The sequence below is a fragment of the Actinomadura sp. WMMA1423 genome (assembly GCF_006547145.1).
Taxonomy (GTDB): domain Bacteria; phylum Actinomycetota; class Actinomycetes; order Streptosporangiales; family Streptosporangiaceae; genus Spirillospora.
The window spans coordinates 6,341,343-6,366,190 of record NZ_CP041244.1; the positions used below are offsets into that span (position 1 = coordinate 6,341,343).

Consider the following 24,848-nt stretch of genomic DNA (forward strand, 5'->3'; position numbering starts at 1 on the left):
CGGAACGCCGAACGGGGAAGGCTGATCCCATGGACCGGACGCCGTCCCGGCCGGCCGGGGGGCCCGCGAACGCGCTCGCCCGCCCCCTCGTGTGGCTGCTGTCGAGCTCGACCCACCTCGTCGTGCGGCTGTCGGGCGGTGACCCGCACGCGCTCCGCGAGGAGATCACCGCCGAGCGCATGCGGGCGCTGGTGGCGCAGAACACCCAGCTCACCGCCGACGAGCGGGCGCTGATCGGGGAGGTGTTCGCGGCGGGCGAGCGACCGCTGCGCGAGGTCCTCGTCCCGCGCACCGAGGTGGAGTTCCTGGACGCCTCGCTCCCGCTGAGCGCCGCGGCGCGGATCGCGGCGGCCACCCCGCACTCGCGCTTCCCCGTCTGCCGCGACTCGCACGACGAGGTGATCGGCTTCGTCCACATCCGCGACCTGCTCGCGCCCGTCCTGCCGGGCCTGCCCGGTGACGGCCCGGTGGGCGAGCTGGTGCGGCCCGTGAAGTTCCTGCCGCCCTCGAAGCGGGTGCTCCCGGCGCTGTCGGAGATGCGCCGGGAGGGATGCCACCTGGCGATCGTCATGGACGAGTACGGCGGTGTGGCCGGAATCGTCACCCTGGAGGACCTCCTGGAGGAACTCATCGGCGACATCCGCGACGAATATGATGTGCAGGACGCGCAGGCACGGCGCCTGCACGGCGGGGTGGTCGAGGTCGACGGCCTGCTCAACCTGGACGACTTCGCCGCGGAGACCGGCATCCGGCTGCCGGCCGGGCCGTACGAGACGGTCGCGGGGCACATCATGGCGGTGCTGCGCCGCGTGCCCGCCGAGGGCGACTCGGTGGAGGCGGGCGGACGCCGGCTCGCGGTGGCCCGGATGGAGGGCCGGCGGGTGGCCCGCGTGCGCGTCATGCCGCGGTCGGCGCCGCAGGTCCCACCGGTGCCGCCCGGCACGCCGCCCGCGACCCCGCGGACGGTGGTCGACGCCGCCGCCGGCCCCGGCTCCCGGCAGGCCGCCGGCGGCGAAACCTCCGGTGACACCTGAGAGAATCGTGCACATGCCCGAAGCGCCCAGCCCCGAAGCGTCCGCCGGAACGGCCGCGGCCCCGCCGCGCGTGCTGTCCGGCATCCAGCCCACCGCCGACTCGTTCCATCTCGGCAACTACCTGGGGGCGCTCCGGCAGTGGGTCTCGATGCAGGACACCCATGACGCGTTCTACTGCGTGGTCGACCTGCACGCGATCACCGTCGAGCACGACCCCGCGCTGCTGCGCCGCCGCACCAAGGTCGCCGTCGCCCAGCTCCTCGCGATGGGCCTCGACCCCGAGCGCGCCACGGTGTTCGTGCAGAGCCACGTCCCCGAGCACGCCGAGCTGGCCTGGGTGCTCGGCTGCCTCACCGGCTTCGGCGAGGCCCAGCGGATGACCCAGTTCAAGGACAAGTCGTCCAAGCAGGGCACCAGCGGCACGACCGTCGGGCTGTTCACCTACCCGGTCCTGCAGGCCGCCGACATCCTGCTCTACTCGCCCGACCCGACCGTCGAGGCCGGCCGGGCGCTGCGCGTCCCCGTCGGGGAGGACCAGCGGCAGCACCTGGAGCTGACCCGCACCCTCGCGCACCGGTTCAACCACCGGTTCGGCGACACGTTCACGGCTCCGGAGGCGCACATCCCCGGGGGCGCCGCGAAGATCACCGACCTCCAGGAGCCGGACGCCAAGATGAGCAAGTCGGCGTCCTCGCCCCAGGGGATCATCGACGTGCTGGAGGAGCCCGGCCCGATGCGCAAGAAGATCATGCGCGCGGTCACCGACACCGGCTCCGAGGTCGTCTACGACGAGGAGAAGAAGGCCGGCGTCACCAACCTCCTGCGGATCTTCTCCGCGCTGGAGGGCACCTCCGTCCCCGACCTCGAGAGCCGCTACGCGGGCTCCGGGTACGGGCAGTTCAAGAAGGACCTCGCGCAGGTCGTCCTCGACACGTTCACGCCGATCAGGGAGCGCACCCTCAAGCTGCTGGACGACGAGGAGCGGCTCGACGCGGTGCTCGCCCTGGGCGCCGAGCGCGCCTCCGCCGTCGCCACCGCGACGATGGAGACGGTGCGCGAACGGGTGGGATTCGTGGGACGTGGTCGCTGACGGTCCCGCTCCCGACGCCGCGGAGGGCCCCGGGAAGGCGCCCTCCGCCGGTGGCGGCGCATTCCCCGGCGCGGTCTCCGGAGCGGACCGGGGCGCCGGGGACGGGGGCGCCGGGTCCGGGGAGAGGTCGCGCATGATCGGCGTCGCCATCCCCATCCCCGACCCGCACGGCGCGTTCCTCCAGGCCCGGCGCGCCTCGTTCGGCGATCCGCTCGCCCACGCGATCCCGACGCACATCACGCTGCTGCCGCCGACCGAGGTGAGCGACTCGGGCCTCGACACCGTCGAGGAGCATCTGCGCGGCATCGCCAGTGCCGAGACCCCCTTCACGATCAGGCTCCGCGGCAGCGGAACGTTCCGACCGGTATCACCGGTGGTGTTCGTGGCGCTTGCCGAAGGAATCGGTGGTTGCGAGCGGGTCCAGGCGAAAGTTCTGTCGGGACCGCTCGCCCGGCCGCTGCCGTTCCCGTACCACCCGCACGTCACCATCGCCCACCACCTCCCAGAGAGCGTCATGGACCGGGCGTTCAAGGAGCTCGCCGCCTACAGCGCCGACTTCGAGGCGTGGGGCTTCTCCCTGTACGAGCACGGGCAGGACGGCGTGTGGCGCCCGCAGTGCGACTTCATCTTCGGAGACGGCGCCGTGCCGTCCCCGGGCGGCTCCCGGGGCGGGCCCGCCCCCGCCTGACGCGGCGACGACCCGGCCGTACCGGTCAGGCGGTCGCGTGACGTGCCACAAGACGCTGCGTTGACCGTTCGATTACCGTCTGCGGCATCGAGTGGCCGCCGTTGGGTACGTTGCGTGCATGCGGCAGGCGATCGGCAGGGTTCAACGGCGGAGCGAGGCCCTGTTCGGCGACGGGAAGGCCGTGCTGCGCCGCTCCCGGGAGCGCTCGCGGTGGTTCGACCACCTGGTGCGCGCGTTCGAGCGGTACCAGGACCGCCGCGGCGACCGGCTCGCGGCCGCCCTCACCAGCTACGCGTTCCTGTCCTTCTTCCCGCTGATGGCGCTGGCGTACTCGCTGCTCGGCTACCTCGTCGGGGTCAGCGACGAGGCCCGCGACTACTTCGTCCGGGCGATCAGCTCGCAGCTGCCCGGGCTCGCGGGCCAGCTGGACGTCGAGCAGATCGCCCAGTCCAAGACCGCCGTCGGGGTCCTCGGCCTGGTCGCGCTGCTGGTCACCGGGATCGGCTGGGTGCAGGTGCTGCGCGAGTCCCTGCGCGACATCTGGGGCAACGAGCCGGGCGGCGGCGGCAACTTCTTCCTGAAGCGGCTGTGGGACGGGGGCGTGCTGGGGTTCCTCGGCCTGATCCTGGTCTGCGGCATGGCGGTGACGACGGTCACGACGTCCGCCACCCACACCGTCCTCGGGTGGCTCGGCATGGAGGACGTCCCCGGCGCCGGCACCGCGCTGCGGCTGCTGTCGCTGGCCTGCGCGATCTTCTTCGACACCGTGGTCTTCCTGGCGCTGTTCACCCGGCTGTCGGGCACGCGGGCGCCCTGGCGGCGGATCATCCGGGGCGCGCTGTTCGGCGCGGTCGGCTTCGAGATCCTCAAGCAGATCGCGGCGTTCCTGATCGGGCGGACGACGCAGAACCCCGTCTACGGCACGTTCGCCGTGCTGGTCGGGCTGATGGTGTGGATCAACCTCGCGACCCGCTTCGCGCTGTTCGTCGCCGCCTGGACGGCCACGCGCCGCGTCATCCTCGCCGCGGACGCCGCCAACCCGGAGAACAGCGCCGACCTCGCGGAGGTCGAGGCCCTCCAGGAGCGCGCCGGCGAGAAGCCGGGCAGGCACGAGAAGCCCGGAGAGGCCGGGGAACCGGCCAAGGACGAGGAGCCGGGCCGTCCCAGGAAGCCCGGCAGGCACGAGAAGGCCGGCGCGTGCGAGAAGGCCGGTGGGGAGGAGAAGGCGGACGGGCACGAGAAGCCGGCGCGGGGAGCGAAGCCGGTCGTGGAGGAGAAGCCGGTCCAAGCTCAGAAGCCGGTCCAGGCCTAGCAACCGACCCGGGCCCGGCGGCTTGCTCGGGGAAAGCCGGTCCAGCGCCCAGGGGAGCGGTCCTGGCTCAGGAGCCGGTCCAGCGCCGGTGACAGGGTCAGGAGGGGACGGCCGCGCAGGACCAGAAGGCGTCGTCGGCGTACTGGTCCTCCGCGAGCGTCCGGATCTCGGTGATCTTTCCGTCCCGGATGCGGAACAGGTCGACCGCGCGGGCGTCCAGGATCATTCCGGCGCGCTCGGCGTAGGTCTGCACCAGGGCCGCGCCGTACTCGTCGTTGGCCATGACGGCGTACGGCTCGGTGCGGAACGTCCCGCCGGACAGCTCGAACAGCCGGACGTAGAACCCCAGGACCTCCTCGGGCGTCCGGTACTCGCCGCAGATGGGCCCGCGCCCCGGGACGCGGTGCACGACGTCGTCGGCGAGCAGCCCGCGGATGAGGCCGATGTCGCCCTTGGCGAAGGCCGTGTAGCCGTCCTTCAGCAGCGTGACGTTCGGGTGCTCGTCCGGGGACGGCGGCGCCGGCGGGAGGGCGGGCGCGCCGGGCAGGGGGATGTACAAGTCGGACATGGCGCGCTTCCTCCCCGGACGCCGATTCGCCGTCCCCCGGCGATGTCGAGATCACCGGCGCCACCGCGAGCCTAAGCCCGCCGGACGCGGGGGTGCCAGGACCGTGGAAAGGGGTGGGAGAAGCTTTACCGGCCGCTGCGGTAGCGGGCCGCCTCCAGCCGCCGCCTGCGGCGCAGCACGACGAACAGCGCCGTGATCGCGAGCAGCGCGCCCACCGCGCCGCCGCCGACCAGCAGCCACATGCGCGAGGAGTCGTCGGAGGCGAGCGGCGCGTCGGGCAGCACGCCCGAACCGCCGTCCTTGCGGGTCTGCTTGATCTCACCGGGCGGGACGAGCTCGCCCACCGGCGCCACCTTGCCGCGGGCGGCGAAGCCCCAGTTCAGCAGCTTGGCCGCGTACGCCGACGGCGGCATGTCCGCCCGCATCAGCGAGATCACGATCGTGTGCCCGCCGCGGCGCGCCTGCGCGACGAACGTCTGCTGGGCGGCGATCGTGTAGCCGTTCTTGCCGCCGAGCATCCCGGGGTAGGCCAGCCGCTCGCCCGGGAGCATGTGGTTGTGGGTGTGGATCGGGTACCCGCCGACCTTCTTGCCCTTCTTGCGCTCCTTCTTCGTCGGGGGCGCCGGGAACTGGAAGTCGATCGCCTGCATGTAGGCGCGGTACTCGGGGTTCTTCATCCCCTCGCGCAGGATGAGCGCGAGGTCGTAGGCGGAGGTGTGCTGGGTGCGGACGTTCAGCCCGAGGTCCCGGTCGAGCCCGTTCGGGGACCCGGCGAGCGTGTCGCGCGCGTTGATCCGCCTGGCCTCGGCGTTCATGTCCGCGAGGGTCCTGGCCATCCCGCCGTCGGCCTCGGACAGCGTCACCGCCGCGTCGTTGGCGGACATCATCAGCAGCGCGTGGAACAGGTCGGAGACCTTGTACTGCATCTTCGGCGTGAGCCCGACCTTGGTGCCCTCGGTGTCGCACGCCTTCTGGGACGGCCGGACGAGCCGGTTCGGGTCCAGCTTGGGGACGAGCGTCAGCGCGGTCAGGGTCTTCAGGGTGCTGGCGGGCAGGTAGTGCCCGTGCGGGTCCTTGGCGGCGAGGACCTGGCCGGTGTCGGCGTCCGCGATCAGGTACGAGGCCGCCTTGATCTTCGGCGGGGCCGGGACGCCCGGGGCCGTGTTCGCGACGATTCCGCGGCCGGCGAGCCGCGGTCCGCCGACCGGCTCGCCGGACGGCGCCCCCGCGGCGGGCGTCCGGTCCGCGCGGACCGCTCCCGCCGGAGCGGCCGCGAAGGCGGGAGCGGCCGCGAGCGAGGCGGCCGTGACCGGCACGGTGATCACCGTCAGGGCCCGGCGGACGCCGGCAGGCCCTCGTCGCTGTCGTGACAAGCTCCCGACGCTCCTCAATCCCGTGGGAGCGCGATCGCTCCCGGCGCGCAGGCGCCCAACGCCCATGACTCCCCCCGAAGACTAGGCGACCTATCCGGCGAAGAGGTACCCGATCACGAATCCGGCAAGCGCGGTACGGACGCGACCGACGCGACGGAAGGGACGCCAGTGACACACGTGATGGAAGGCGCAGTCGTCTCATCACGGTACGTATGGGACGTCTTGGATCGGCTACGATCCGCCATGGACAGGATTTTGAGACCGGCTGACGGTATTTTGGACGGACTGACTAGTTCGATCTAGTGGTGCGCACACCAAGATCGATGACCGAAAAGTAGGATCCCGGCCCGCCTGGCGACCGCCCGCATGAGTCAATTGATCCGCAAAGGGCACGACGCCCGGCAGGGGGACGGGCACGGACGCCATCATGGAACGAACACGTGACCTGGACCGGCGTTTGTCCAGGCTTAGGGACCCGCTGGCTGAATTGCGCCACGTGCCACGCAACGACCTGCAAGGATTGTGGACGGAGGTTGGCCGTGGCCATTGACTTCAACGCATCGCACGGGGCGACGCTGGGCGTCGAGTGGGAGATCCAGCTCGTCGATGCGGAGACCAGGCACCTGCGGCAGGACGCACGCGAGGTGCTCGCCGCCCTGCCGTCGCTCAGCGAGGACGGCGACAACCCCCGCGTCCGGCACGAGCTGATGGAGTCGACGGTCGAGGTCGTGACCGGGATCAGCGACACCGTGGGGGAGGCCAAGGCCGACCTCGCCGGCACCCTCACCGCGCTGCGCGCCGCCGCCGCCGACCGCGGCCTCGCGCTGGCCTGCACGGGCACCCACCCGATCAGCGACTGGCGGGAGGCGGTGATGGCGCCCATGGGGCGCTACGCCAAGCTGGTCGAGGAGATGCAGTGGCTGGCCCGCCGCATCCAGACGTTCGGCGTTCACGTCCACGTCGGCATCTCCGACCGCGCCAAGGTCATCCCGATCGTCAACGCGCTCTCGTCCTACCTTCCGCACTTCCTCGCGCTCACCGCGTCCAGCCCGTTCTGGAGCGGGGCCGACACCGGCCTCGCGTCCTGCCGGGCGGTCGTGTTCGGCCAGATGCCGACCGCCGGGCCGCCCCACCTCCTAGACGACTGGGCGGCCTTCGAGGATTACATGGACACGCTGATGCGTTCCGGAACGATAAGGAGCATCAAAGAGGTCTGGTGGGACATCCGGCCGCATCCCGACTTCGGCACCGTCGAGATCAGGATGTTCGACGGGATCCCCACCCTGCGCGAGGCGGGCATGGCGGCGGCGCTGTGCCAGAGCCTCGTCACGCTGTTCGAGCAGCAGCTCGACCGCGGGTACACCCTGCCCCGGCCGGCCGCCTGGGTGGTGCGCGACAACAAGTGGCGCGCGACCAGGTACGGGCTCGACGCCATCGTCATCACCGACGACACCGGCAACACCGCTCCGCTCCGCGACGACCTCTACGAGCTGATCAGGGAGCTGGAGCCGGTGGCCGACCGGCTGGGCTGCGCCGAGGAGCTCAAGGTCGCCGGCGAGGTGCTGGAGTACGGAGCCCCGTACGAGCGCCAGCGCGCGATCCGCGCCGCCGGCGGGACGCTGGAGAACATCGTCGACGCGGCGATCGCCGAGCTCTCGGAGGACCGGTTCGTCACACTGGGGGAGGTCGCACATGCCGGAGCCTGAGGAACCGGACCGCACCGGGGACCCCGCGAGCACCGGCCCCGCGACCGCGCCCGCCGCGCACGACGACCCCGCCGCCGAGAACCGGACGGCCTCCGGGAACGACACGGCCAAGGACCACACGGCCTCCAGGAACGACACGGCCGCGAAGAACGCGAAGAACGACACGGCCGCGAAGAACGCGGGGAACGACACGGCCGCGAAGGACGACACGGGCGCCGGCACGGCTTCCGAGAACGACCAGGCCGCCGGGAACGAGACGGCGGCCGAGCAGGACACGGTTTCCGAGAACATCACCGGGCGGACGCCACCGGGCTCCGCCGTCGCGCAGGGGGCGCACATGAGTCATCCGGGACCCGGGGTGATGCCCGGCCTTGAACCACCCGCCGCCCCGGGACCGGACGGTCCCGAGGGCCGGAGCGACCTCGGCGCCGCTCCCGGTGCCGCCGGCGCGAACGGGCCCGCACCCGGCGGGCCCGAGCCGCTCGGCTCTGAGCAGGCCGGGCAGCGGCAGGACGCCTCCGCCGCGGCGGCCGGCGCCCACGCGGCGACGGGCGTGCCCGTGGTGCCGGGCGTCCCGGTGGTGCCGGGCGTCCCGGCGGTGCTCGGCGGCGCCGTGCTGCAGCCGCAGCTCGACGCGTTCCTCGCCGAGCACGAGGCGGAGCTGATCGCCTTCCGCCGCGACCTGCACATGCACCCCGAGCTCGGCTACTCCGAGCACCGCACGACCCGCAGGCTCGCCGAGCGGCTCCGCGCGGCCGGCCTGGAGCCGGTGATCCTGCCGAAGGGCACCGGGCTGTTCTGCGACATCGGCCCCGCCGACGGCACGACCGTGGCGCTGCGGGCCGACATCGACGCGCTCCCGCTGCAGGACGAGAAGGAGGGCGTCGACTACCGGTCGACCGTCCCCGGCGTCGCGCACGCGTGCGGACACGACGTCCACACCGCGATGGTGCTGGGCGCCGGGCTGTTCCTGGCCCAGCAGGCGGAGGCGGGGCTGCTGCCCGGCCGGGTCCGGCTGCTGTTCCAGCCCGCCGAGGAGACCCCGGGCGGCGCGCTCGACGTGATGGCCGCCGGTGGCATCGCGGGCGTCGACCGCGCGTTCGCGCTGCACTGCGACCCCCGCATCGAGGTCGGCCAGCTCGGGCTGCGCACCGGCCCGATCACCGCCGCCTGCGACAAGGTCTACGTGAAGGTCACCGGGCCCGGCGGGCACACCGCCCGGCCGCACCTGACCGCCGACCTGGTCTACGCGCTCGCCAAGATCGTCACCGAGCTGCCGTCCGCGCTGTCGCGGCGCGTCGACCCGCGCTCCAGCCTGTCGCTGGTGTGGGGCCGGGTCTCGGCCGGGTCCGTCGCCAACGCCATCCCCGACGACGGGATCGCCGAGGGCACCGTCCGCTGCCTGGACGACGAGGCCTGGCACCGGGCGCCGGAGATGATGAAGGCGCTGCTGCAGTCGGTCGCCGCCGCCTACGACGTGGAGGCCTCGCTGGAGTACGTCCGGGGCGTCCCGCCGACCGTGAACGAGGCGGCCAGCGTGCAGATGTTCCGCGACGCCGCCGTCCAGGTCATGGACGAGGAGGGCCTCGTGCCCACCCCGCAGAGCCTCGGCGGCGAGGACTTCGGCTGGTACCTGGAGTCGATCCCCGGCGCCCTCGCCCGGCTCGGGGTCCGCACCCCCGGCTCGCCCGGCGAGTACGACCTGCACCGCGGCGACTTCGACGTCGACGAGCGGTGCATCGCCGTCGGCACGAAGGTGCTGAGCGCCACCGCGCTGACCGCGCTGTGGGACGGCGGCCGCCCCGGCGACGCCGCGACGATCGAGGGTGCCGCGCTGGCCTAGGTGTGCCCGGCCGGCGCGGCGCGTGGTTCCGAAGCGCTCGGTGATCGATCGCGATCAGTGATCGGGTGCCGGGCCCTCCGGCGCGCCGGGCGTGGACGTCCTCGCCCGGCGCCGGAGCCGGAACTTCGGAACCACTCCGCTAGTCCTCGCTGAGCACGTGCAAGGGGGCGCGGTGGAGGGCGTCGGCGGCGTTGTACCGGTGGCCGGTGAGGCCGGCGAACACCTTGATGATCGGTTCCTCGTAGTTACTGCCGTCGACCGGACGGACCACGCGTATCGGGAGGTTCAGCTTGGCGGCGCGCCGGCCTGGCAGGGTCTGCGGGTCGAATCCGAAGTCCTCCCATTCCTCGGACGGCGGAGCGAGGCAGAAGTCCAGATGGTCCGCCGCCTTGGCGCCCTCGCTCTCGATCTCCACGAGCTCGTCGAACGGCGGCGGCGGGTCCCCGATGGTGTAGAGCAGGCCGCCGTCCTCTTCCAGCGCCGCCTCCCAGGTCATCCGGCCGTCCGTCCAGCAGGCGGCCGCGAAGCCCATCGACGTCTCGACGACCTCGAACGTGAGCAGCCGCGTGCCGGCACTGAGCCTTGCGAGGACGCCTTCGTCGTGGGGCAGGGCACACCGCTTGTCGACGACGAAGGTCCAGCCGTCGATCGGCGGGCTGACGCACCAGCCCGGCGTACGGGAGGAGGAGGCGGTGTCGTAATCGGTCGTCCGGCCACCGAGTCGCCTGCCCGTCCGCGACGCCACCTCCTCGACCGGCAGATCCCGGACCGCGACCACCGCATGAAAGAACCCCATGACCATCCTCCTCGCGAACGATCAGTGAAACCTAGCGAGCGTGGGCCGGATCCGCGGCCGACCGGCCGGTTCGGGTGTGATCATTACCGGGGGTAATCATGCGGCTCGTCCCTTTCTGACCCCTGGGTACCCCGCTCACGAGGGCTTCCCGTGCCGGTCAGCGCCGTCCATGGCCGCGCTGACCTGTGGCGATATGCCTACGCATTGGTAACGGACCTGTTGCGAAACCGTGCAAGCGGGAAGTTTGCGGTCATTCGCGAGGTAGCGTCCGATCGATTTCGGTGACCGATCGGGTCACCAGACCGTGGGTGGGACGGAAGGAGCGCTACCTTGCGCCGTGGACTGAAGATTACGCTCGTCACCGTGACGGGTGCGGCGCTGACGCTCAGCGCTTCCGCGTGCGGTGGCAAGAAGGCCGACAGCGGCGACGACGGTGGAGACGGCAAGAAGACCCTCAAGATCGGTCTCGCCTTCGACATCGGCGGTCGCGGTGACCAGTCGTTCAACGACTCGGCCGCCGCGGGCCTCGACAAGGCCAAGAAGGACCTCGACGTCAAGACCGAGGAGATCTCCGCCAAGCCGGACGAGCCCGACTCCGACAAGGAGTCGCGCCTGCGGCTGCTGGCCAACAAGGGCTACAACCCGGTCATCGGCGTCGGCTTCGCCTACACGGCCTCGATCAACAAGGTCGCCAAGGACTTCCCGAACACCAAGTTCCTCGTCGTCGACGCCGACCAGTGCAAGGTCGAGGGCGCCAACGTCAGCGGGGCCTGCTTCTCCGAGGAGCAGGGGTCCTACCTGGTCGGCGCCGCGGCCGCGCTGAAGTCCAAGACCGGCACGATCGGGTTCATCGGCGGCGTCAACGTCCCGCTGATCAACAAGTTCTTCGCCGGCTACCAGGCGGGCGCGAAGAAGGCCAAGCCGGGCATCAAGGTCCTGCCCGCCAAGTACCTCACGCAGCCCCCGAACTTCAACGGCTTCAAGGACGCCGGCCTCGGCAACGAGGCGGCCAAGGGCCAGCTCGACCAGAACGCCGACGTGATCTACCACGCGGCGGGCGGCGCGGGCATCGGCGTCATCAAGACCGTCGGCGCGGCCAAGAAGTGGGCGATCGGCGTCGACTCCGACCAGTACAACCAGCCCGCGGTCGCCGGGGTCAAGGACCAGATCCTGACCTCCATGGAGAAGCACGTGGACGTCGCGGTCTACGACTTCGTCGAGAGCGTCGCCAACGGCTCCTTCAAGGCGGGCACCAAGCAGTACAACCTCAGCAACGACGGCATCGGCTACGCCACCTCCGGCGGCCACGTCGACGACATCAAGGCCAAGCTGGACGAGATGAAGGCCGACATCATCAGCGGCAAGATCACGGTTCCGACCAAGGCCTGACGCCGCGGCCGGGGCACGGGGGCACCCCTCCCGTGCGGTCGACGTGCCGGACCGGTCCCGACCGGTCCGGAGCCGCGCACCGGGCGCCGCCCTCCGCGGGTGGCGCCCGGTGCGGCGGTACGTTCGCCCGGTTCACGTCTTCTCTCACGTTCTAGGCAGGAGGAGGGGCACTCGTGCCTGACCAGGTGCCGGCCGTGCGGCTGACATCGATCACCAAGCGGTTCCCCGGAGTGGTGGCCAACCGCGACATCAACCTCACCATCGAGCGCGGCGAGGTCCACGCGCTCTGCGGTGAGAACGGCGCCGGCAAGTCCACGCTGATGAAGATCCTCTACGGGATGCAGCGGCCGGACGAGGGCACCATCGAGGTCGACGGCGAGCCGGTCGCCTTCCGGACGCCGGCGGACGCGATCGCCCGCGGCGTCGGGATGGTGCACCAGCACTTCAAGCTGGCCGACAACCTCACCGTCCTGGAGAACGTGATCCTCGGCGCCGAGCCCCGCGCCAAGGGCCGGCGGCGCGGCCGCATCGACTTCGCCGCCGCCCGCGCGAAGATCAAGGAGATGTCGCAGGCGTACGGGCTGCGCGTCGACCCCGACGTGCTGGTCGAGACGCTCGGCGTCGGCGAGCGGCAGCGCGTCGAGATCCTCAAGGTGCTCTACCGAGGCGCCCGCGTGCTCATCCTGGACGAGCCGACCGCCGTGCTCGTCCCGCACGAGGTCGAGGAGCTGTTCGGCAACCTGCGCGAGCTGCGCGCCGAGGGCCTGACCGTGCTGTTCATCTCCCACAAGCTGGACGAGGTGCTCACCGTCGCCGACACGATCTCGGTGATCCGGCGCGGCACGACGGTCGCCACCAGGCTCGACCCGCGGGAGGTGACCTCCCGGCGGCTGGCCGAGCTGATGGTCGGGTCCGAGCTGCCCACCCCGGAGCTGCGCGAGTCGACCGTCACCGACGACGTCCAGCTGGACGTGGCCGGGCTCACCGTGCTGACCTCCGAGGGCCGTCCCGTCGTGGACGGCGTGTCGCTGCGCATCCGCCGCGGCGAGATCGTCGGGCTGGCCGGCGTCGAGGGCAACGGGCAGACCGAGCTCATCGAGGCGATCATGGGGATCCGGAGCGCCGACGCCGGGACCATCGAGTACGGCGGCCGGGACATCACCCAGTGGGCGACGCGCCGCCGCCGCGAGGCCGGCATCGCCTACATCCCCGAGGACCGGCACCGGCACGGCCTCATCCTGGAGGGCTCGCTCTGGGAGAACCGCATGCTGGGCCACCAGACCCAGCGCCCGAACGTGCGCGGCCCGTGGGTCGACCGCCGCGGCGCGCGCCGTGACACCACCCGGATCGTCCAGGCCTACGACGTCCGGACGCCGGGGATCGACGTGCCCGCCGCCGCGCTGTCGGGCGGCAACCAGCAGAAGCTCATCGTCGGGCGGGAGATGTCCGGCGACCCGCACCTGCTGATCGCGGCGCACCCGACGCGCGGCATCGACGTCGGCGCCCAGGCCGCCATCTGGGAGTACCTGCGGCAGGCCCGCGCGGACGGGCTGGCCGTGCTGCTGATCAGCGCCGATCTTGAGGAACTCATCGGTATGTCCGACACCCTGCACGTCATCCTGCGGGGGCGGCTGGTCGCGGAGGTCGATCCGCGGACCGTCACCCCCGAGGAGCTCGGCTCCGCCATGACCGGTGCCGGAGCGTCCGCATGAGCGACGAGCGCAAGGACCTGGACCCGTCCGGCGAGGAGCCCGCGGCCGGCGCGGGCACGCCGTCTCCGGCCGAGAAGCCCGCGACCGGGAAGTCCGCCGCAGGGGAGCCCGCGAGCGAGAAGCCCACGAGCGGCGAGCCCGCGAGCGAGAGGCCCGCTGCGGGTAAGCCTGACTTCGAGAAGCCCGCGAGCGGCGAGCCCGTCCCCGCCCCGGAGCCCGGCGGCGGGTCCGGGACGCGGTCCGGCGACGTTCCCGCGCCGCGGCCGGGCGAGGCGGCCGGCGGACCGGAGCGGACCGCCGCCAAGCCGTCCGGCCCGGCGGAACCGGAGACGGTGCCGTCGTGGAAGGCGATGCTGCGCGGTCTCGGCCCGCGCGGTCTCGGCCTGAAGATCGGCGCGCCGGTGCTGGCGCTGCTGATCTCCCTCGGCATCACGATGATCCTGCTGCGGATCACCGGCGCCGACCCGGTCAGCTCGATCCAGAGCATGGTCGACTACGGCACGACCGAGAACTCGATCGTCGACATCCTCAACCGCGCCACCCGCTACTACCTGTCGGCCGTGGCGGTCGCGATCGGCTTCCGGATGGCGCTGCTCAACATCGGCGTCGACGGCCAGTACCGGCTCGCCGCGTTCCTCGCCGCCGCGCTCGGCGGCGCGCTGGCGCTGCCCGCCCCGTTCGGCCAGATGCTGACGATCATCGCGGCGATGGTGGTCGGCGGGCTGTGGGCGGCCATCGCGGGCGTGCTGAAGGTGACCCGCGGGGTCAGCGAGGTGCTGTCCACGATCATGCTGAACGCGATCGCCACCGGGCTGATCGCCTACCTGCTGAACGACAAGCGGCTCGCCGAGGTCCGGCCGGGCAGCAACAACGTCGCGACGCCGCGGATCTCCGAGTCGGGACGGGTCGGCGGCCTGAACGGCCTCCTGTCCTCGATCGGCATCGACCTGCCCGGCGACGTGTACGGGCTGCTGCCGCTGGCGATCCTGGTCGGCATCGTGTTCTGGGTCGTCATCAACCACACGCGGTTCGGGTTCGACCTGAAGGTGTCGGGCCTGTCGCCGTCGGCCGCGCAGGCCAGCGGCGTCAACGCCCGCCGCATGATCGTCTACACGATGGTCGCGTCCGGAGTGGTGGCGGGCCTGATCGGCATGCCGGAGCTGCTCGGCGCGTCCTACGAGTACTCGCTGAACTTCCCGGCCGGGCTCGGCTTCACCGGCATCACGGTCGCGCTGCTCGGCCGCAACCATCCGGCCGGCATCGCGCTCGCCGCGCTGCTGTTCGCGTTCCTCGACCAGACCTCCGACGTCCTCCAGGAGGTCGACGTGCCGAAGGAGATCGTCGGGGTCATGCAGGGCGTGGTCGTGCTGACCGTCGTCATCGTGTACGAGCTCGTCCGGCGCTGGGAGATCCGGCTCCAGCAGCGGGCCGTCGCCGCCGAGCTGGCCACCGGCCACGACCTGGCCCGCGAGGCCGCTGGGAGTGCCTCATGAGCACCGCGACCGAGACGGCCTCCGCCAGGAAGGCCGTGAACGGCAAGCGCCGGCTGCGCTGGCCGCACTACCTGCTCATCGCCTCCGGCCTGCTGGTGCTGCTGTCGCTGGTCCGGGTGATCGACGACGCCGACCCGGTGACCTCCAGCGGGACGGTCAGCGCCGCGCTGCGCCTCGCCGTGCCGATCTTCCTGGCCGGGCTCGGCGGCCTGTGGTCCGAGCGGTCCGGCGTGATCAACATCGGCCTCGAGGGCATGATGATCCTCGGCACCTGGACCGGTGCGTGGGCCGGCTACCAGTGGGGCCCGTGGATCGGCGTCCTCGCCGGGATCATCGGCGGTGCGCTCGGCGGGCTGCTGCACGCCATCGCGACCGTGTCGTTCGGCGTCGACCACATCGTGTCCGGTGTCGCGATCAACATCCTCGGGCTGGGGCTCACGCAGTTCCTCGCCGGCCTGATCTTCGACAAGGGGGAGGCGAAGGCGCTCGGCGGCGGGCCCCGGCAGTCGCCCCCCGTCGATCCGGTCCAGACGCTGACGCTGCCGGTGCTGTCCGGCGGCAGGATCGGCGACTGGCAGAGCCCCGACTGGCTCGGCTCGCTGGAGAAGCACCACTGGTTCCTGGTGTCGGACCTCGCGGGCATCCTGCGCGGCCTGACCAGCGACATGTCGCTGCTGACGCTGGTGGCGGTGCTGCTCGTCCCGGCCAGCTTCTTCGTGCTGTGGCGGACGGCGTTCGGCCTGCGGATCCGCTCGTGCGGCGAGGACCCCTACGCGGCCGAGTCGCTCGGCGTGCAGGTGTACCGGATGAAGTACGCGGCCGTGATGATCTCGGGCGGGTTCGCGGGACTGGCGGGCGCGTTCCTCGTCACCGTCGCCGCGCCGTTCTACCAGGACGGCCAGACCAACGGCCGCGGGTTCATCGGCCTCGCCGCGATGATCTTCGGCAACTGGCGTCCGGGCGGCCTCGCCGCGGGCTCGCTGCTGTTCGGCTACACCGACGCGATGAACGTGCGCGGCGGCGGCCAGTCGGTGCACGCGCTCCTGCTGTTCGTCGCGATCCTGCTGATCGGCGTGGCCGTCTGGCAGGGCGTGCGCGCGAACCGGCTGCTCCCGCAGGCGGCGCTGGACGTGGCGGTCCGCCGCGACATGCGCGCCGCCGTCGTCGGCTCCGTGCTGTCGCTGGTGGCGGCCGCCGCGCTGCTCACCTGGTTCCTGCTGAGCGAACTCGTCCCCGGCGAGCTGGTCTCATTCACCCCGCACCTGACGACCCTGCTCGTCCTGGCCCTGGCCAGCCAGCGCCTCCGCATGCCCGCCGCCAACGGGCTCAGGTACCGGCGTGGTGAGGCACGCTGACCGGTGGCCGCAGCGGATCGCCAGCGGAGCGGAGCGGAGGACACCGGTCAGCCGCCTTGTCGGGGGTTTGGGGGGTCGTCCCCCCAGAAAGGTAGGGCCTTATGGAGATTGACTGGGGTGCTCTGCGTGCCGCGGCGCGGGAGGCCATGGCTCGCGCGTACTGCCCGTACTCCGGGTTCCCGGTCGGCGCCGCCGCGCTGGTGGACGACGGCCGGATCATCACCGGATGCAACGTGGAGAACGCGTCGTACGGCGTCGGCCTGTGCGCGGAGTGCTCCGTGGTGTCGGCGCTGCACGGGCCCGGCAAGTCCGAGCGGCCCCGGCTGGTCGCCATGGCGGTGGTCGACCGGCACGGGAACCCGCTGATGCCGTGCGGGCGCTGCCGGCAGCTGCTGTGGGAGCACGGCGGCGCCCCGATGCTGCTGGAGACGACGCGCGGCATCCTGCCCATGTCGGACGTCCTGCCGGACGCGTTCGGTCCCGACGACCTCGTGGACCGGGCCTGACCGGCACCCTGTTCGACGACCCTGGCCGGCAGCCTGGCCGGCCGGGCCTGACCGGCACAGAGAGGATCTCGTGGACGCCATCGATGTCATCCGCGCCAAGCGGGACGGCGGGGCGCTGGCCCCCGAGCAGATCGACTGGGCGGTCGACGCCTACACCCGGGGCGCGATCGCCGAGGAGCAGATGTCGGCGCTGGCGATGGCGATCCTGCTGAACGGCATGTCGCGGGCCGAGGTGGCCCGCTGGACCGAGGCCATGATCCGTTCCGGCGAGCGGATGGACTGGTCGGCGCTGGACCGTCCGACCACCGACAAGCACTCCACCGGCGGCGTGGGCGACAAGATCACGCTGCCGCTGGCGCCGCTGGTGGCCGCGTGCGGCGCGGCCGTCCCGCAGCTGTCGGGACGCGGCCTCGGCCACACCGGCGGGACGCTCGACAAGCTGGAGTCGATCCCCGGCTGGCGGGCGTCGCTGTCGAACGCGGAGATGCTGGACGTGCTGCGCTCGGCGGGCGCGGTGATCTGCGCGGCGGGCAGCGGCCTCGCGCCCGCCGACCGCAAGCTCTACGCGCTGCGCGACGTCACCGGCACGGTGGAGTCGATCCCGCTGATCGCCTCGTCGATCATGTCGAAGAAGATCGCCGAGGGCACGGGCGCGCTGGTGCTGGACGTCAAGGTCGGCTCGGGCGCGTTCATGAAGACGGTCGACAGCGCCCGGGAGCTGGCCGAGACGATGGTCGCGATCGGCTCCGACCACGGGCTGCGCACGGTCGCCCTGCTCACCGCCATGGACAGGCCGCTCGGCAACGCGGTCGGCAACGCCGTCGAGGTGGCCGAGTCGGTGGAGGTGCTCGCCGGAGGCGGACCGTCCGACGTGGTCGAGCTGACCCTGACGCTGGCGCGGGAGATGCTCGACGCCGCCGGGATCTCGGGCAGGGACCCGGCCGACGCGCTGCGGGACGGCTCCGCCATGGACGCCTGGCGCCGCATGATCACCGCGCAGGGCGGCGACCCCGACGCGCCGCTGCCGGCCGCCCGCGAGACCCACGTGGTCACGGCCCCGTCCTCGGGCATCCTGACCAGGCTGGACGCCTACGGGGTGGGGGTGGCGGCCTGGCGTCTCGGCGCCGGCCGGGCACGCAAGGAGGACCCGGTCTCGTTCGGCGCGGGCGTCGTCTGCCACGCCAAGCCGGGCGACACGGTCGAGGAGGGGCGGCCGCTGCTGACGCTGCACGCCGACGACGAGGCCAGGTTCGGCCGCGCGCTGGAGGCCCTCGACGGGGCCTTCGACATCGGGGCAGGCGGCGCCGCGTCCGCGCACCCCCTGGTCATCGACCGCATCGCGTGAACCGACCGTTTTGTTAAGAATCACCGTTGACGGGCGTTGTGTCCGCTCTGGAAGCTGATCAGGTTTCTCTCAGCAGCCAAGGAGCGGACGTTGCGACTCTCACTCCTGCCCGTCGCGGCGCTCGCAGGCGCGGTCGGCCTGGTGGCCGGAACCGTGCCCGCGTACGCCGACGCGGGACGTCCCCACATCGTGGTGAAGGACGGTAAGACGCAGCCCACGTTCTCGTTCAAGGACGCCATCCGCGAGAAGGTGTTCGTCGAGACGACCGTGGACAGCGACAAGGACGGCGAACGCGACCGCGTCTCCGTCTACATCACCCGCCCCAAGGAGACGAGCGGCGGCCTCAAGGTCGCCTCGATCCTGGAGGGCAGCCCCTACTACGCCGGCACGCAGGACCCGCCGTACCACCCGGCCGACGTCACCGACTACCCGCGCCTCGCGCCGTGGACGCCGCCGCCCGGCCCGCCCGGCCCGACGAGCTACTCGCGCGTCTACTACGACAACTACTTCGTCTCGCGCGGCTACGCCGTCCTCGCCGCCGACACCCTCGGCACGGGCGACTCCGACGGCTGCCCCACCGCCGTCGGCCCGAACGAGACGCAGGGCATGAAGTCGGTCATCGAGTGGCTCACCGGCAAGGCGGCCGCGTACGACGCCCAGGGCAACAGGATCCGCGCGGGCTGGTCGACCGGGAACGTGGCGATGGCCGGCAAGTCCTACGACGGCACGCTGCCCCTCGCGACCGCCGCGACCCGCGTGCCCGGCCTCAAGACGGTCGTGTCCATCTCCGGGGTCTCCAACTGGTACGACGAGTACCGCGCCAACGGCGGCGTCGTCGCGCCGGACGGCTGGGAGGGCGAGGACCTCGACCTGCACGCCAAGGCCGTGCTGACCCGCCACGACCTCGAGGTGTGCGCGCCCGTCATGCACGACCTCGAGAAGAAGATGGACCGGGTCACCGGCGACTACAACCGGACCTGGGACGAGCGGAACTTCGCCAAGTCCGCGCCCCACTTCAAGGCGAGCGTGTTCATGACCAGCGGCCTGGCCGACTGGAACGTCAAGCCGATCCAGATGTCCCTGCTGTGGGACGGCCTGAAGAAGGCCGGGGTCGACCGGAAGCTCTGGATCCACCAGGCCGCGCACGACGAGCCCCTGGACGTCCGCCAGAGCGTGTGGCTCGAAACGCTGAACCTGTGGTTCGCGCATGAGCTCTACAACGTCCGCAACGACATCATGCGGCAGCCCAAGGTCGACCTTGAGCGCACGCCGGGCCAGTGGGAGACCCACAAGGACTGGCCGGAGGCCTCGGCCCGTCCCGTTCCCCTCGGACTGTCGGCCAAGGGCCTCGGCGCGCGCGGCCACGGCACCCAGCAGCTCGTGGACGACCCGTCCCGCAAGGCCGAGGACCTGGCGGCGAACCCGGACGCGGCCGACCCGAACCGGCTGATGTACCTCACGCCGAAGCTGACCAAGGCCATGAGGCTCAGCGGCACGGCGCGGATCAAGCTGCGCGCCTCCGTCGACGGCCGCTCGCCGTACCTGTCGGCCCTCCTGGTCGACTACGGCTCCGACGAGCGCGTCTCCGGCTTCGTCCCGACGTCCGACCGGTGGTGCTACGGCGACTCGATCCCCGGTGACGAGGGCTGCCGGACCGTCCGCAAGTACACCACCGCCGTCTCCCCGTTCAAGATCGTGACGCGCGGCTGGACGGACGTCCGCAACCGCGCGTCGATCTGGCGGAGCACCCCGGTGAAGGCGGGCGAGGACTACACGTTCAGCTGGCCCATGCAGCCGTACGACTACGTCTTCAAGCCCGGCCACCGGATCGGCCTGATGGTGCTGGCCACCGACCACGCCTACACGCTCCGCTACCCGGCGGGGACCAAGGTCAAGGTCGACCTGGCCGGCAGCACCCTGACCCTGCCCCTCACAACCGGCTGACCTGTGTGACGGCGGCCCCGTCCCGCGCGCTGCGGGGCACTCGGGGCAACTGCCGACCGGCGTGCGCCCGGGACGCCTGACCGGCGTCCCGGGCGCACGCCGTTGCCTCGCCCACGCGGGCCGGCATCTGAGATGATCTCGATCAGGGTCGATCAGACACGAGTGTTCCTGTGAGGGGTGCCGCCGGTGGAGCCGTGGGGACGGGAGGGCTCGCGGCAGGCGCCCGACGCCGGCGAGCGCATGCCGGCGGGCCGGTACCGGCTGGTCTCCCTGCTCGGCCGCGGCGGCATGGGAGCGGTCTGGCGCGCCCACGACGAGCACCTCGACCGCGAGGTGGCGGTCAAGGAACTGCGCCTGCCCGAGCACCTCGACGAGGCCGGGCGGCGGACCTGGATCGCGCGGCTGGAGCGGGAGGCGCGCGCCGCCGCCCGGCTGCGGCATCCGGGGATCGTCACCGTCCACGACCGCGTCACCGGTGAGGACGGGCGGCCGTGGATCATCATGGAACTGGTGCGCGGACGCTCCCTGGAGGACCTCCTGAAGGCCGATGGGCCGCTGCCGCCCGACCGGGTCGCGCGGATCGGGCTCCAGGTGCTCGACGCTCTGCGGGCGGCGCACCAGGCCGGCATCACGCACCGCGACATCAAGCCCGCGAACGTCCTGCTGGAGGACGACCGCGCGGTCCTGACCGACTTCGGCATCGCGGCCGTCGAGGGCGATGCGACCCTGACCTCGACGGGTGCGGTCCTCGGCACTCCCGCCTACATGTCACCGGAGCAGGTGAGCGGTCACGAGGTCGCGGCCGCGTCCGATCTGTGGTCGCTCGGGGCCACGCTCTACGCCGCGGTGGAGGGACGCCCCCCGTTCGGAGGCGCGACCACGGGGGCGGTGTTCGTCGCCATCGCCACCCGCGACCCCGACCCGTCCGTTCACGCCGGCCCTCTGGAACCGGTCCTCAGGGCACTGCTGCGACGCGACCCGTCGCAGCGTCCGACCGCCGGCCAGCTCCACACCCGGCTCGCCGCGCTCGCCCGGGACCGGCAGCCCGCGCCGCCGACCGTCGTCCAGCCGCCTGATCCACCGCCGGGCCGGACGCGCCCGCGGGCGCTGCGGTGGCGCGAGGTGAAGCTCCTCCTCGTCGCGCTGGGCGGCGTCCTGGCGCTCGGCCTCGCCGCGGTGCCCCTTGCCGCTTTCACGGACATCACGCAGCAGAAAGGCCGGGAAAAGCGAGATAACGCACGTTATTTGGCGAACCGGGAAGCGGTCGAAAGGATGACATCGATCCCGGGGAAGGTCGTCACCGTCAAGAGGGCGAATGACGTGGACAAGGTGTACGTGGAGTCAGAGTTGTGCGATGACGCCACCTTCGCCGCGCGGAAGTGCGATGTGGACGGGATGGTCGAATCCGTCCTCACGTGGGGGAGGGGGCAGCCTTCGGTGATGTCCATCAGGCTCAACGACCCCAAGGACGAATGCCAGCAGAATCCCGGCTGCGAATTCACGGTCGTGAGCCGGGGGAGACCGGAGATCAGCGAAGTCGGCATCTACAGCCAGTACCTCTCGGAGCCCGACCGCTCGATCGTTCTCGGCTTCCGCGTCGGCTGACCGCCGGGAGGGCGCGGCCGGCCCGCCCTCACCCGCGCGGTGCAAGCGGGTGAGGGCGGTCGCCCCGAGCCCGGAGCCGCGGTGTGCGGCGGCCGGCCGGGTCCGAGGCCGCGCGGCCTGCGCTACGGCTGCTTCGTCTCCCAGTACTTCCAGCCTTCCCTGGTGGTCGGGATGTTGCCGTAGAAGGCGTCCAGGAACCTGTCCTTGCAGTTCCCGAGGGTCTGGTGCTTCTCGAACAGCACCTTGTAGCCGATCACGCGGTAGCGGATGTGCCCGTACTTCCTCTTGCTGATCTTGTGCTCGTACCAGTGGCCCACGGTCACGTTGTTGCTCTTGGTCGCCGACGCGGACACCTGGACCTTGACCGAGGCCCACACCGCGCTGATGGACGCCTCCGCGCCGGCCTCCAGCGTCGCCGACTTGGTCCACGACCGCTCGACCTTGCCGGTGACCTTGCCGCCCTTGCCGTCCACGAAGTGCGTGCCGGGCACCCAGTAGCTGACGACCTTCTTCGACTTGACCTTGTAGTAGATGTCGGGCGGGCACGACTTCGCCGGACGGACCGGGGCGGCCGGGGAGGCGGGGGCGGCCATGGCCGGCGTGGCGCTCCCGACGAGCGCCGCCGCCGCCACCAGGCCGAGTCCGATCGTACGGAACCGGTGCATCTGCAACTCCTCCACATGCTCGGCGCGAAAGCGGAAGTGCCGTCGCGCAACGTGCCGCAATGCGCGGCATGGAGCAGTCAAGCCGTCCTGATCAGGGGTTCGCACGCGTTCGAGCGTTCGGGATGGACCCGAACGCGGCGCTCTGCGACACTCTGCGCGTGGAGGACCACGAGGCCGAACTCGACCCTTTCGAGATGACCACCGAGGAACAGTTCGTCGTGGCGTTGAGAAGGCTCCGGGAACGCAGCGGCCTGACTTTCAAGGAAATCGAGCGGCGCACTTCCGCCGGGGGCGGTTTCCCGCTTCCGTCGTCCACACTGGCCACGGCCCTGCACCGCAAGACCGTGCCCCGCCGCGAGGTCGTGGCGGCTCTCGTCGAGGTCTGCGACGGAGACGTCACCCGGTGGCTGACCGCCCGGGAGCGCCTCCTCTACCCGATGCCCGCCGAACCGCCCGCCCCGCCCGTCCGGGACGAGAACCCGGCGCACTTAGACGAAGCGGTGCCAGGGGACGAAGCGGTGCCAGGGGACGAAGCGGCGCCAAGGGACGACCCGGTACCGGAAGAAGGCCCGAAACGGTTCCGGCGGTCGAAGCGGGGCATCACGGTCGTCACCGCCGCGGTGACCGCCGTCGTCACCGCCGCGGTGACGGTGGCCGCCATCGCCGCCGGGTTCGTCCTCACCCGCCCGTCCCAGCGCACCGGCCCCTCCAAGCCGGCCCCGAACACCTCACCCGCGGGCCCACCGGCGGGAGCGACGCTCCGGCTCAGGGGGTTCTGCCTGTCCGAACGCCGGAACGACCGGGCCGGACTCGTGTTCCTCGCGCGCTGCGCCGAGAGCTTCCCACCGCGCCGGCTCACGCGTGACGGGCCGCTGTGGCGCGTCACCACCCAGGACCCGGACTTCGGCGACGGCTGCATGGGGGTCGTGAACGCCTCGTTCGAGCCCGGCGCGCCCCTGGCCGACGACGCCTGCGACCGCAGCCGACCGGAGCGCTTCGACCTCCGGGCACTGAAGGGCGGCGTCCAGCTGCGATCCCAGGAAAGCGAACTCTGCGTCGGCGTGAAGGGGGCGCCCGCCGTTCGTGCCCCGGTCCTCCAGCTCCCCTGCGACGCACGCGCGCCCGGCCAGCTGTTCACCATCGCCGACCACTAGCGCCGACGCTCGCGGTGCCCCCACGCGGCAACGCGGATTGCTACTTTCCCCAGATGACCTCCAGGCCGCGCCGATACTCCTACGTGGGTCCGCCCGAGTTCCTCGCCACGGTACGACCGGGCAACGCGGGACGGCGGATCGCGTCGCCGGCCGAGTTCACCTCCTGGCTCGCCACGCGCGACGAGGACGAGCTGGCGGAGCCGTTCACCTTCGTCGTGGACCTGGACGGCGTCCTGCACCTGGCGCCGCGGCGCAGCGAGCACGTCGTCTGCGCTGGAGGCGAGCCCGTCCTCAGCGCCGGTGAGATCACCTTCGCCGGACCCGGCGGCCGGTGGGCCGTGACAGGAGTCAGCAACCAGTCGACCGGCTACTGCCCGGACCCCGACTCCTGGCCGGCCGTCGGCGACGCACTGGAGCGGGCCGGCCTGGAGCACCCGGGCCGCTTCACCGACCCGATGGTCTTCCGCCGCTGCCCCGAATGCCAGGAACGCAACCTGGTCAAGGAGGGCCACTTCTTCTGCGCGCTCTGCGACGCCGAACTCCCGCGCGACTGGAACATGGCCCCCGCGAACGACTGAGGCTCATCTGGCCCCGTCGGACGGTTCCGGGGCGGCGGCCGCCGCGCCGGGGGAGGTGGCCATGGCGTACTGGGCGCGCCCGAGCATGAGGAGGCTCGCGGCGACGCCCGTCCAGCCGAGGGCGATCAGGCGCGGGTCCCCCTGGTGGAGGCCGTAGAGGCCGAAGCAGAGGAGCTCGGCCAGGATGAGCAGCCAGGTCCCGCGGGAGATGCCGGTCGGCCGGGGCGTGCGGTAGGCGGTCCACACCGAGGGGGCGACCTGGAGGACGAACGATGCCGCCAGGACGGTGCCGATTCCCGCGCGGCCGGTCGCCGCCCACGCGAGGACGAGCAGGGCGGCCCAGGCGGCGGCCAGCGCGGCGGGACGGCGGGGGACGCCGTCGCGGCGTCCGAGCAGGAGCGCGAGCACCCCGGCGAGCACGGTCGCCGAGACGGCGGGCACCAGTGCGGTCCAGAACCGCGACAGCGTGAAGTAGACGATCCATCCGCCGTTGCCGACGCTGGTCAGGGCCGCCCACGACCATGACACGCCGGTCGTGTCGCCGGCGCGCAGGACCCGGACGAGCTGCGGCAGGAACTGCGGAACCGCGAAGACGGCCGCCGCGACCGGCAGCAGGTCCGCCGCCTCCCCCATCGGGTCACCCCTTCCGATCGCGGACCGGCCGTCCACCCCCTGGGGGAAGAGTAGATCAA

At 72.0% G+C, this 24,848-nt stretch carries 21 protein-coding genes; 16 read left to right on the forward strand and 5 right to left on the reverse strand.

Translation table 11 applies throughout. The features are described 5' to 3' along the window. Positions 1-29: 29 nt before the first annotated feature. The 4 genes from FKD65_RS29420 (at position 30) to FKD65_RS29435 (ending at position 4,124) form a co-directional block, all read left to right on the forward strand. Complete coding sequence (locus FKD65_RS29420) at positions 30-1,034, forward strand: hemolysin family protein (RefSeq protein WP_141580889.1); 1,005 nt, start codon at positions 30-32, stop codon at positions 1,032-1,034. Between the two features lie 13 nt (positions 1,035-1,047). After that, entirely contained in the window at positions 1,048-2,124 is a 1,077-nt protein-coding gene (trpS, locus tag FKD65_RS29425) for a tryptophan--tRNA ligase (RefSeq protein ID WP_141580891.1), read from the forward strand. Positions 2,125-2,257: 133 nt separating this feature from the next. Next, positions 2,258-2,812, forward strand: coding sequence for a 2'-5' RNA ligase family protein (locus FKD65_RS29430; RefSeq protein ID WP_141580893.1), 555 nt, complete (start codon positions 2,258-2,260; stop codon positions 2,810-2,812). Between the two features lie 118 nt (positions 2,813-2,930). After that, a complete protein-coding gene (locus tag FKD65_RS29435; RefSeq protein ID WP_141580895.1) occupies positions 2,931-4,124 on the forward strand; it encodes a YihY/virulence factor BrkB family protein in 1,194 nt (397 codons plus the stop codon). Positions 4,125-4,221: 97 nt separating this feature from the next. Here FKD65_RS29435 and FKD65_RS29440 read toward each other — a convergent pair whose 3' ends face one another. Together FKD65_RS29440 and FKD65_RS29445 are read right to left on the reverse strand one after the other, a co-directional pair. Further along, positions 4,222-4,692 carry a nuclear transport factor 2 family protein gene (locus FKD65_RS29440; RefSeq protein WP_141580897.1) on the reverse strand — a complete coding sequence of 157 codons (471 nt, stop codon included), beginning with the start codon at positions 4,690-4,692 and terminating at the stop codon, positions 4,222-4,224. A gap of 125 nt (positions 4,693-4,817) precedes the next feature. Beyond that, a complete protein-coding gene (locus FKD65_RS29445; RefSeq protein WP_240809656.1) occupies positions 4,818-6,065 on the reverse strand; it encodes a D-alanyl-D-alanine carboxypeptidase in 1,248 nt (415 codons plus the stop codon). Positions 6,066-6,604: 539 nt separating this feature from the next. On the opposite strand from FKD65_RS29445, the gene FKD65_RS29450 reads away from it, so the two are divergent. Both FKD65_RS29450 and FKD65_RS29455 read left to right on the forward strand, forming a co-directional pair. After that, on the forward strand, positions 6,605-7,771 hold the full coding sequence (locus FKD65_RS29450; protein WP_141580901.1) for a glutamate--cysteine ligase: 1,167 nt from the start codon (positions 6,605-6,607) through the stop codon (positions 7,769-7,771). A 598-nt stretch (positions 7,772-8,369) separates the two neighbouring features. After that, positions 8,370-9,614, forward strand: coding sequence for a M20 family metallopeptidase (locus FKD65_RS29455; RefSeq protein ID WP_205718930.1), 1,245 nt, complete (start codon positions 8,370-8,372; stop codon positions 9,612-9,614). 139 nt (positions 9,615-9,753) lie between these two features. On the opposite strand, the gene FKD65_RS29460 is transcribed toward FKD65_RS29455, so the two are convergent. After that, positions 9,754-10,410 carry a hypothetical protein gene (locus FKD65_RS29460; protein WP_141580904.1) on the reverse strand — a complete coding sequence of 219 codons (657 nt, stop codon included), beginning with the start codon at positions 10,408-10,410 and terminating at the stop codon, positions 9,754-9,756. Between the two features lie 363 nt (positions 10,411-10,773). Here FKD65_RS29460 and FKD65_RS29465 point away from each other — a divergent pair, with 363 nt between their 5' ends. The 8 genes from FKD65_RS29465 (at position 10,774) to FKD65_RS29500 (ending at position 21,759) form a co-directional block, all read left to right on the forward strand. Next, entirely contained in the window at positions 10,774-11,799 is a 1,026-nt protein-coding gene (locus FKD65_RS29465; protein ID WP_240809657.1) for a BMP family protein, read from the forward strand. A gap of 173 nt (positions 11,800-11,972) precedes the next feature. Continuing rightward, positions 11,973-13,511, forward strand: coding sequence for an ABC transporter ATP-binding protein (locus tag FKD65_RS29470; RefSeq protein ID WP_141580908.1), 1,539 nt, complete (start codon positions 11,973-11,975; stop codon positions 13,509-13,511). Next, the gene (locus FKD65_RS29475) at positions 13,508-15,004 is read left to right on the forward strand and encodes an ABC transporter permease (RefSeq protein WP_240809658.1); all 1,497 of its coding nucleotides are present in this window, start codon (positions 13,508-13,510) and stop codon (positions 15,002-15,004) included. The genes FKD65_RS29470 and FKD65_RS29475 overlap by 4 nt, the downstream gene beginning before the upstream one ends. After that, complete coding sequence (locus tag FKD65_RS29480; protein ID WP_141580910.1) at positions 15,001-16,359, forward strand: ABC transporter permease; 1,359 nt, start codon at positions 15,001-15,003, stop codon at positions 16,357-16,359. The genes FKD65_RS29475 and FKD65_RS29480 overlap by 4 nt, the downstream gene beginning before the upstream one ends. 101 nt (positions 16,360-16,460) lie before the next feature. Next, positions 16,461-16,865 (forward strand): cytidine deaminase, encoded by a 405-nt coding sequence (locus FKD65_RS29485; RefSeq protein ID WP_141580912.1) that lies wholly within the window; start codon positions 16,461-16,463, stop codon positions 16,863-16,865. A 70-nt stretch (positions 16,866-16,935) separates the two neighbouring features. Beyond that, on the forward strand, positions 16,936-18,210 hold the full coding sequence (locus FKD65_RS29490; protein WP_141580914.1) for a thymidine phosphorylase: 1,275 nt from the start codon (positions 16,936-16,938) through the stop codon (positions 18,208-18,210). Between the two features lie 90 nt (positions 18,211-18,300). Next, a complete protein-coding gene (locus FKD65_RS29495) occupies positions 18,301-20,154 on the forward strand; it encodes a Xaa-Pro dipeptidyl-peptidase (protein ID WP_141580917.1) in 1,854 nt (617 codons plus the stop codon). Between the two features lie 186 nt (positions 20,155-20,340). Then, positions 20,341-21,759, forward strand: a complete 1,419-nt coding sequence (locus tag FKD65_RS29500) for a serine/threonine-protein kinase (protein ID WP_240809659.1) — start codon at positions 20,341-20,343, stop codon at positions 21,757-21,759. A gap of 122 nt (positions 21,760-21,881) precedes the next feature. On the opposite strand, the gene FKD65_RS29505 is transcribed toward FKD65_RS29500, so the two are convergent. Further along, on the reverse strand, positions 21,882-22,424 hold the full coding sequence (locus FKD65_RS29505; RefSeq protein ID WP_141580919.1) for a hypothetical protein: 543 nt from the start codon (positions 22,422-22,424) through the stop codon (positions 21,882-21,884). 158 nt (positions 22,425-22,582) lie between these two features. Between FKD65_RS29505 and FKD65_RS29510 the strand changes: the two genes are divergently transcribed. Together FKD65_RS29510 and FKD65_RS29515 are read left to right on the forward strand one after the other, a co-directional pair. After that, on the forward strand, positions 22,583-23,578 hold the full coding sequence (locus FKD65_RS29510) for a helix-turn-helix domain-containing protein (RefSeq protein ID WP_141580921.1): 996 nt from the start codon (positions 22,583-22,585) through the stop codon (positions 23,576-23,578). Between the two features lie 53 nt (positions 23,579-23,631). Further along, the gene (locus tag FKD65_RS29515; RefSeq protein ID WP_141580923.1) at positions 23,632-24,156 is read left to right on the forward strand and encodes a hypothetical protein; all 525 of its coding nucleotides are present in this window, start codon (positions 23,632-23,634) and stop codon (positions 24,154-24,156) included. Positions 24,157-24,159: 3 nt separating this feature from the next. Here the strand turns inward: FKD65_RS29515 and FKD65_RS29520 are convergent, their stop codons facing one another. After that, positions 24,160-24,789 (reverse strand): hypothetical protein, encoded by a 630-nt coding sequence (locus FKD65_RS29520; RefSeq protein ID WP_141580925.1) that lies wholly within the window; start codon positions 24,787-24,789, stop codon positions 24,160-24,162. Positions 24,790-24,848: the final 59 nt, after the last annotated feature.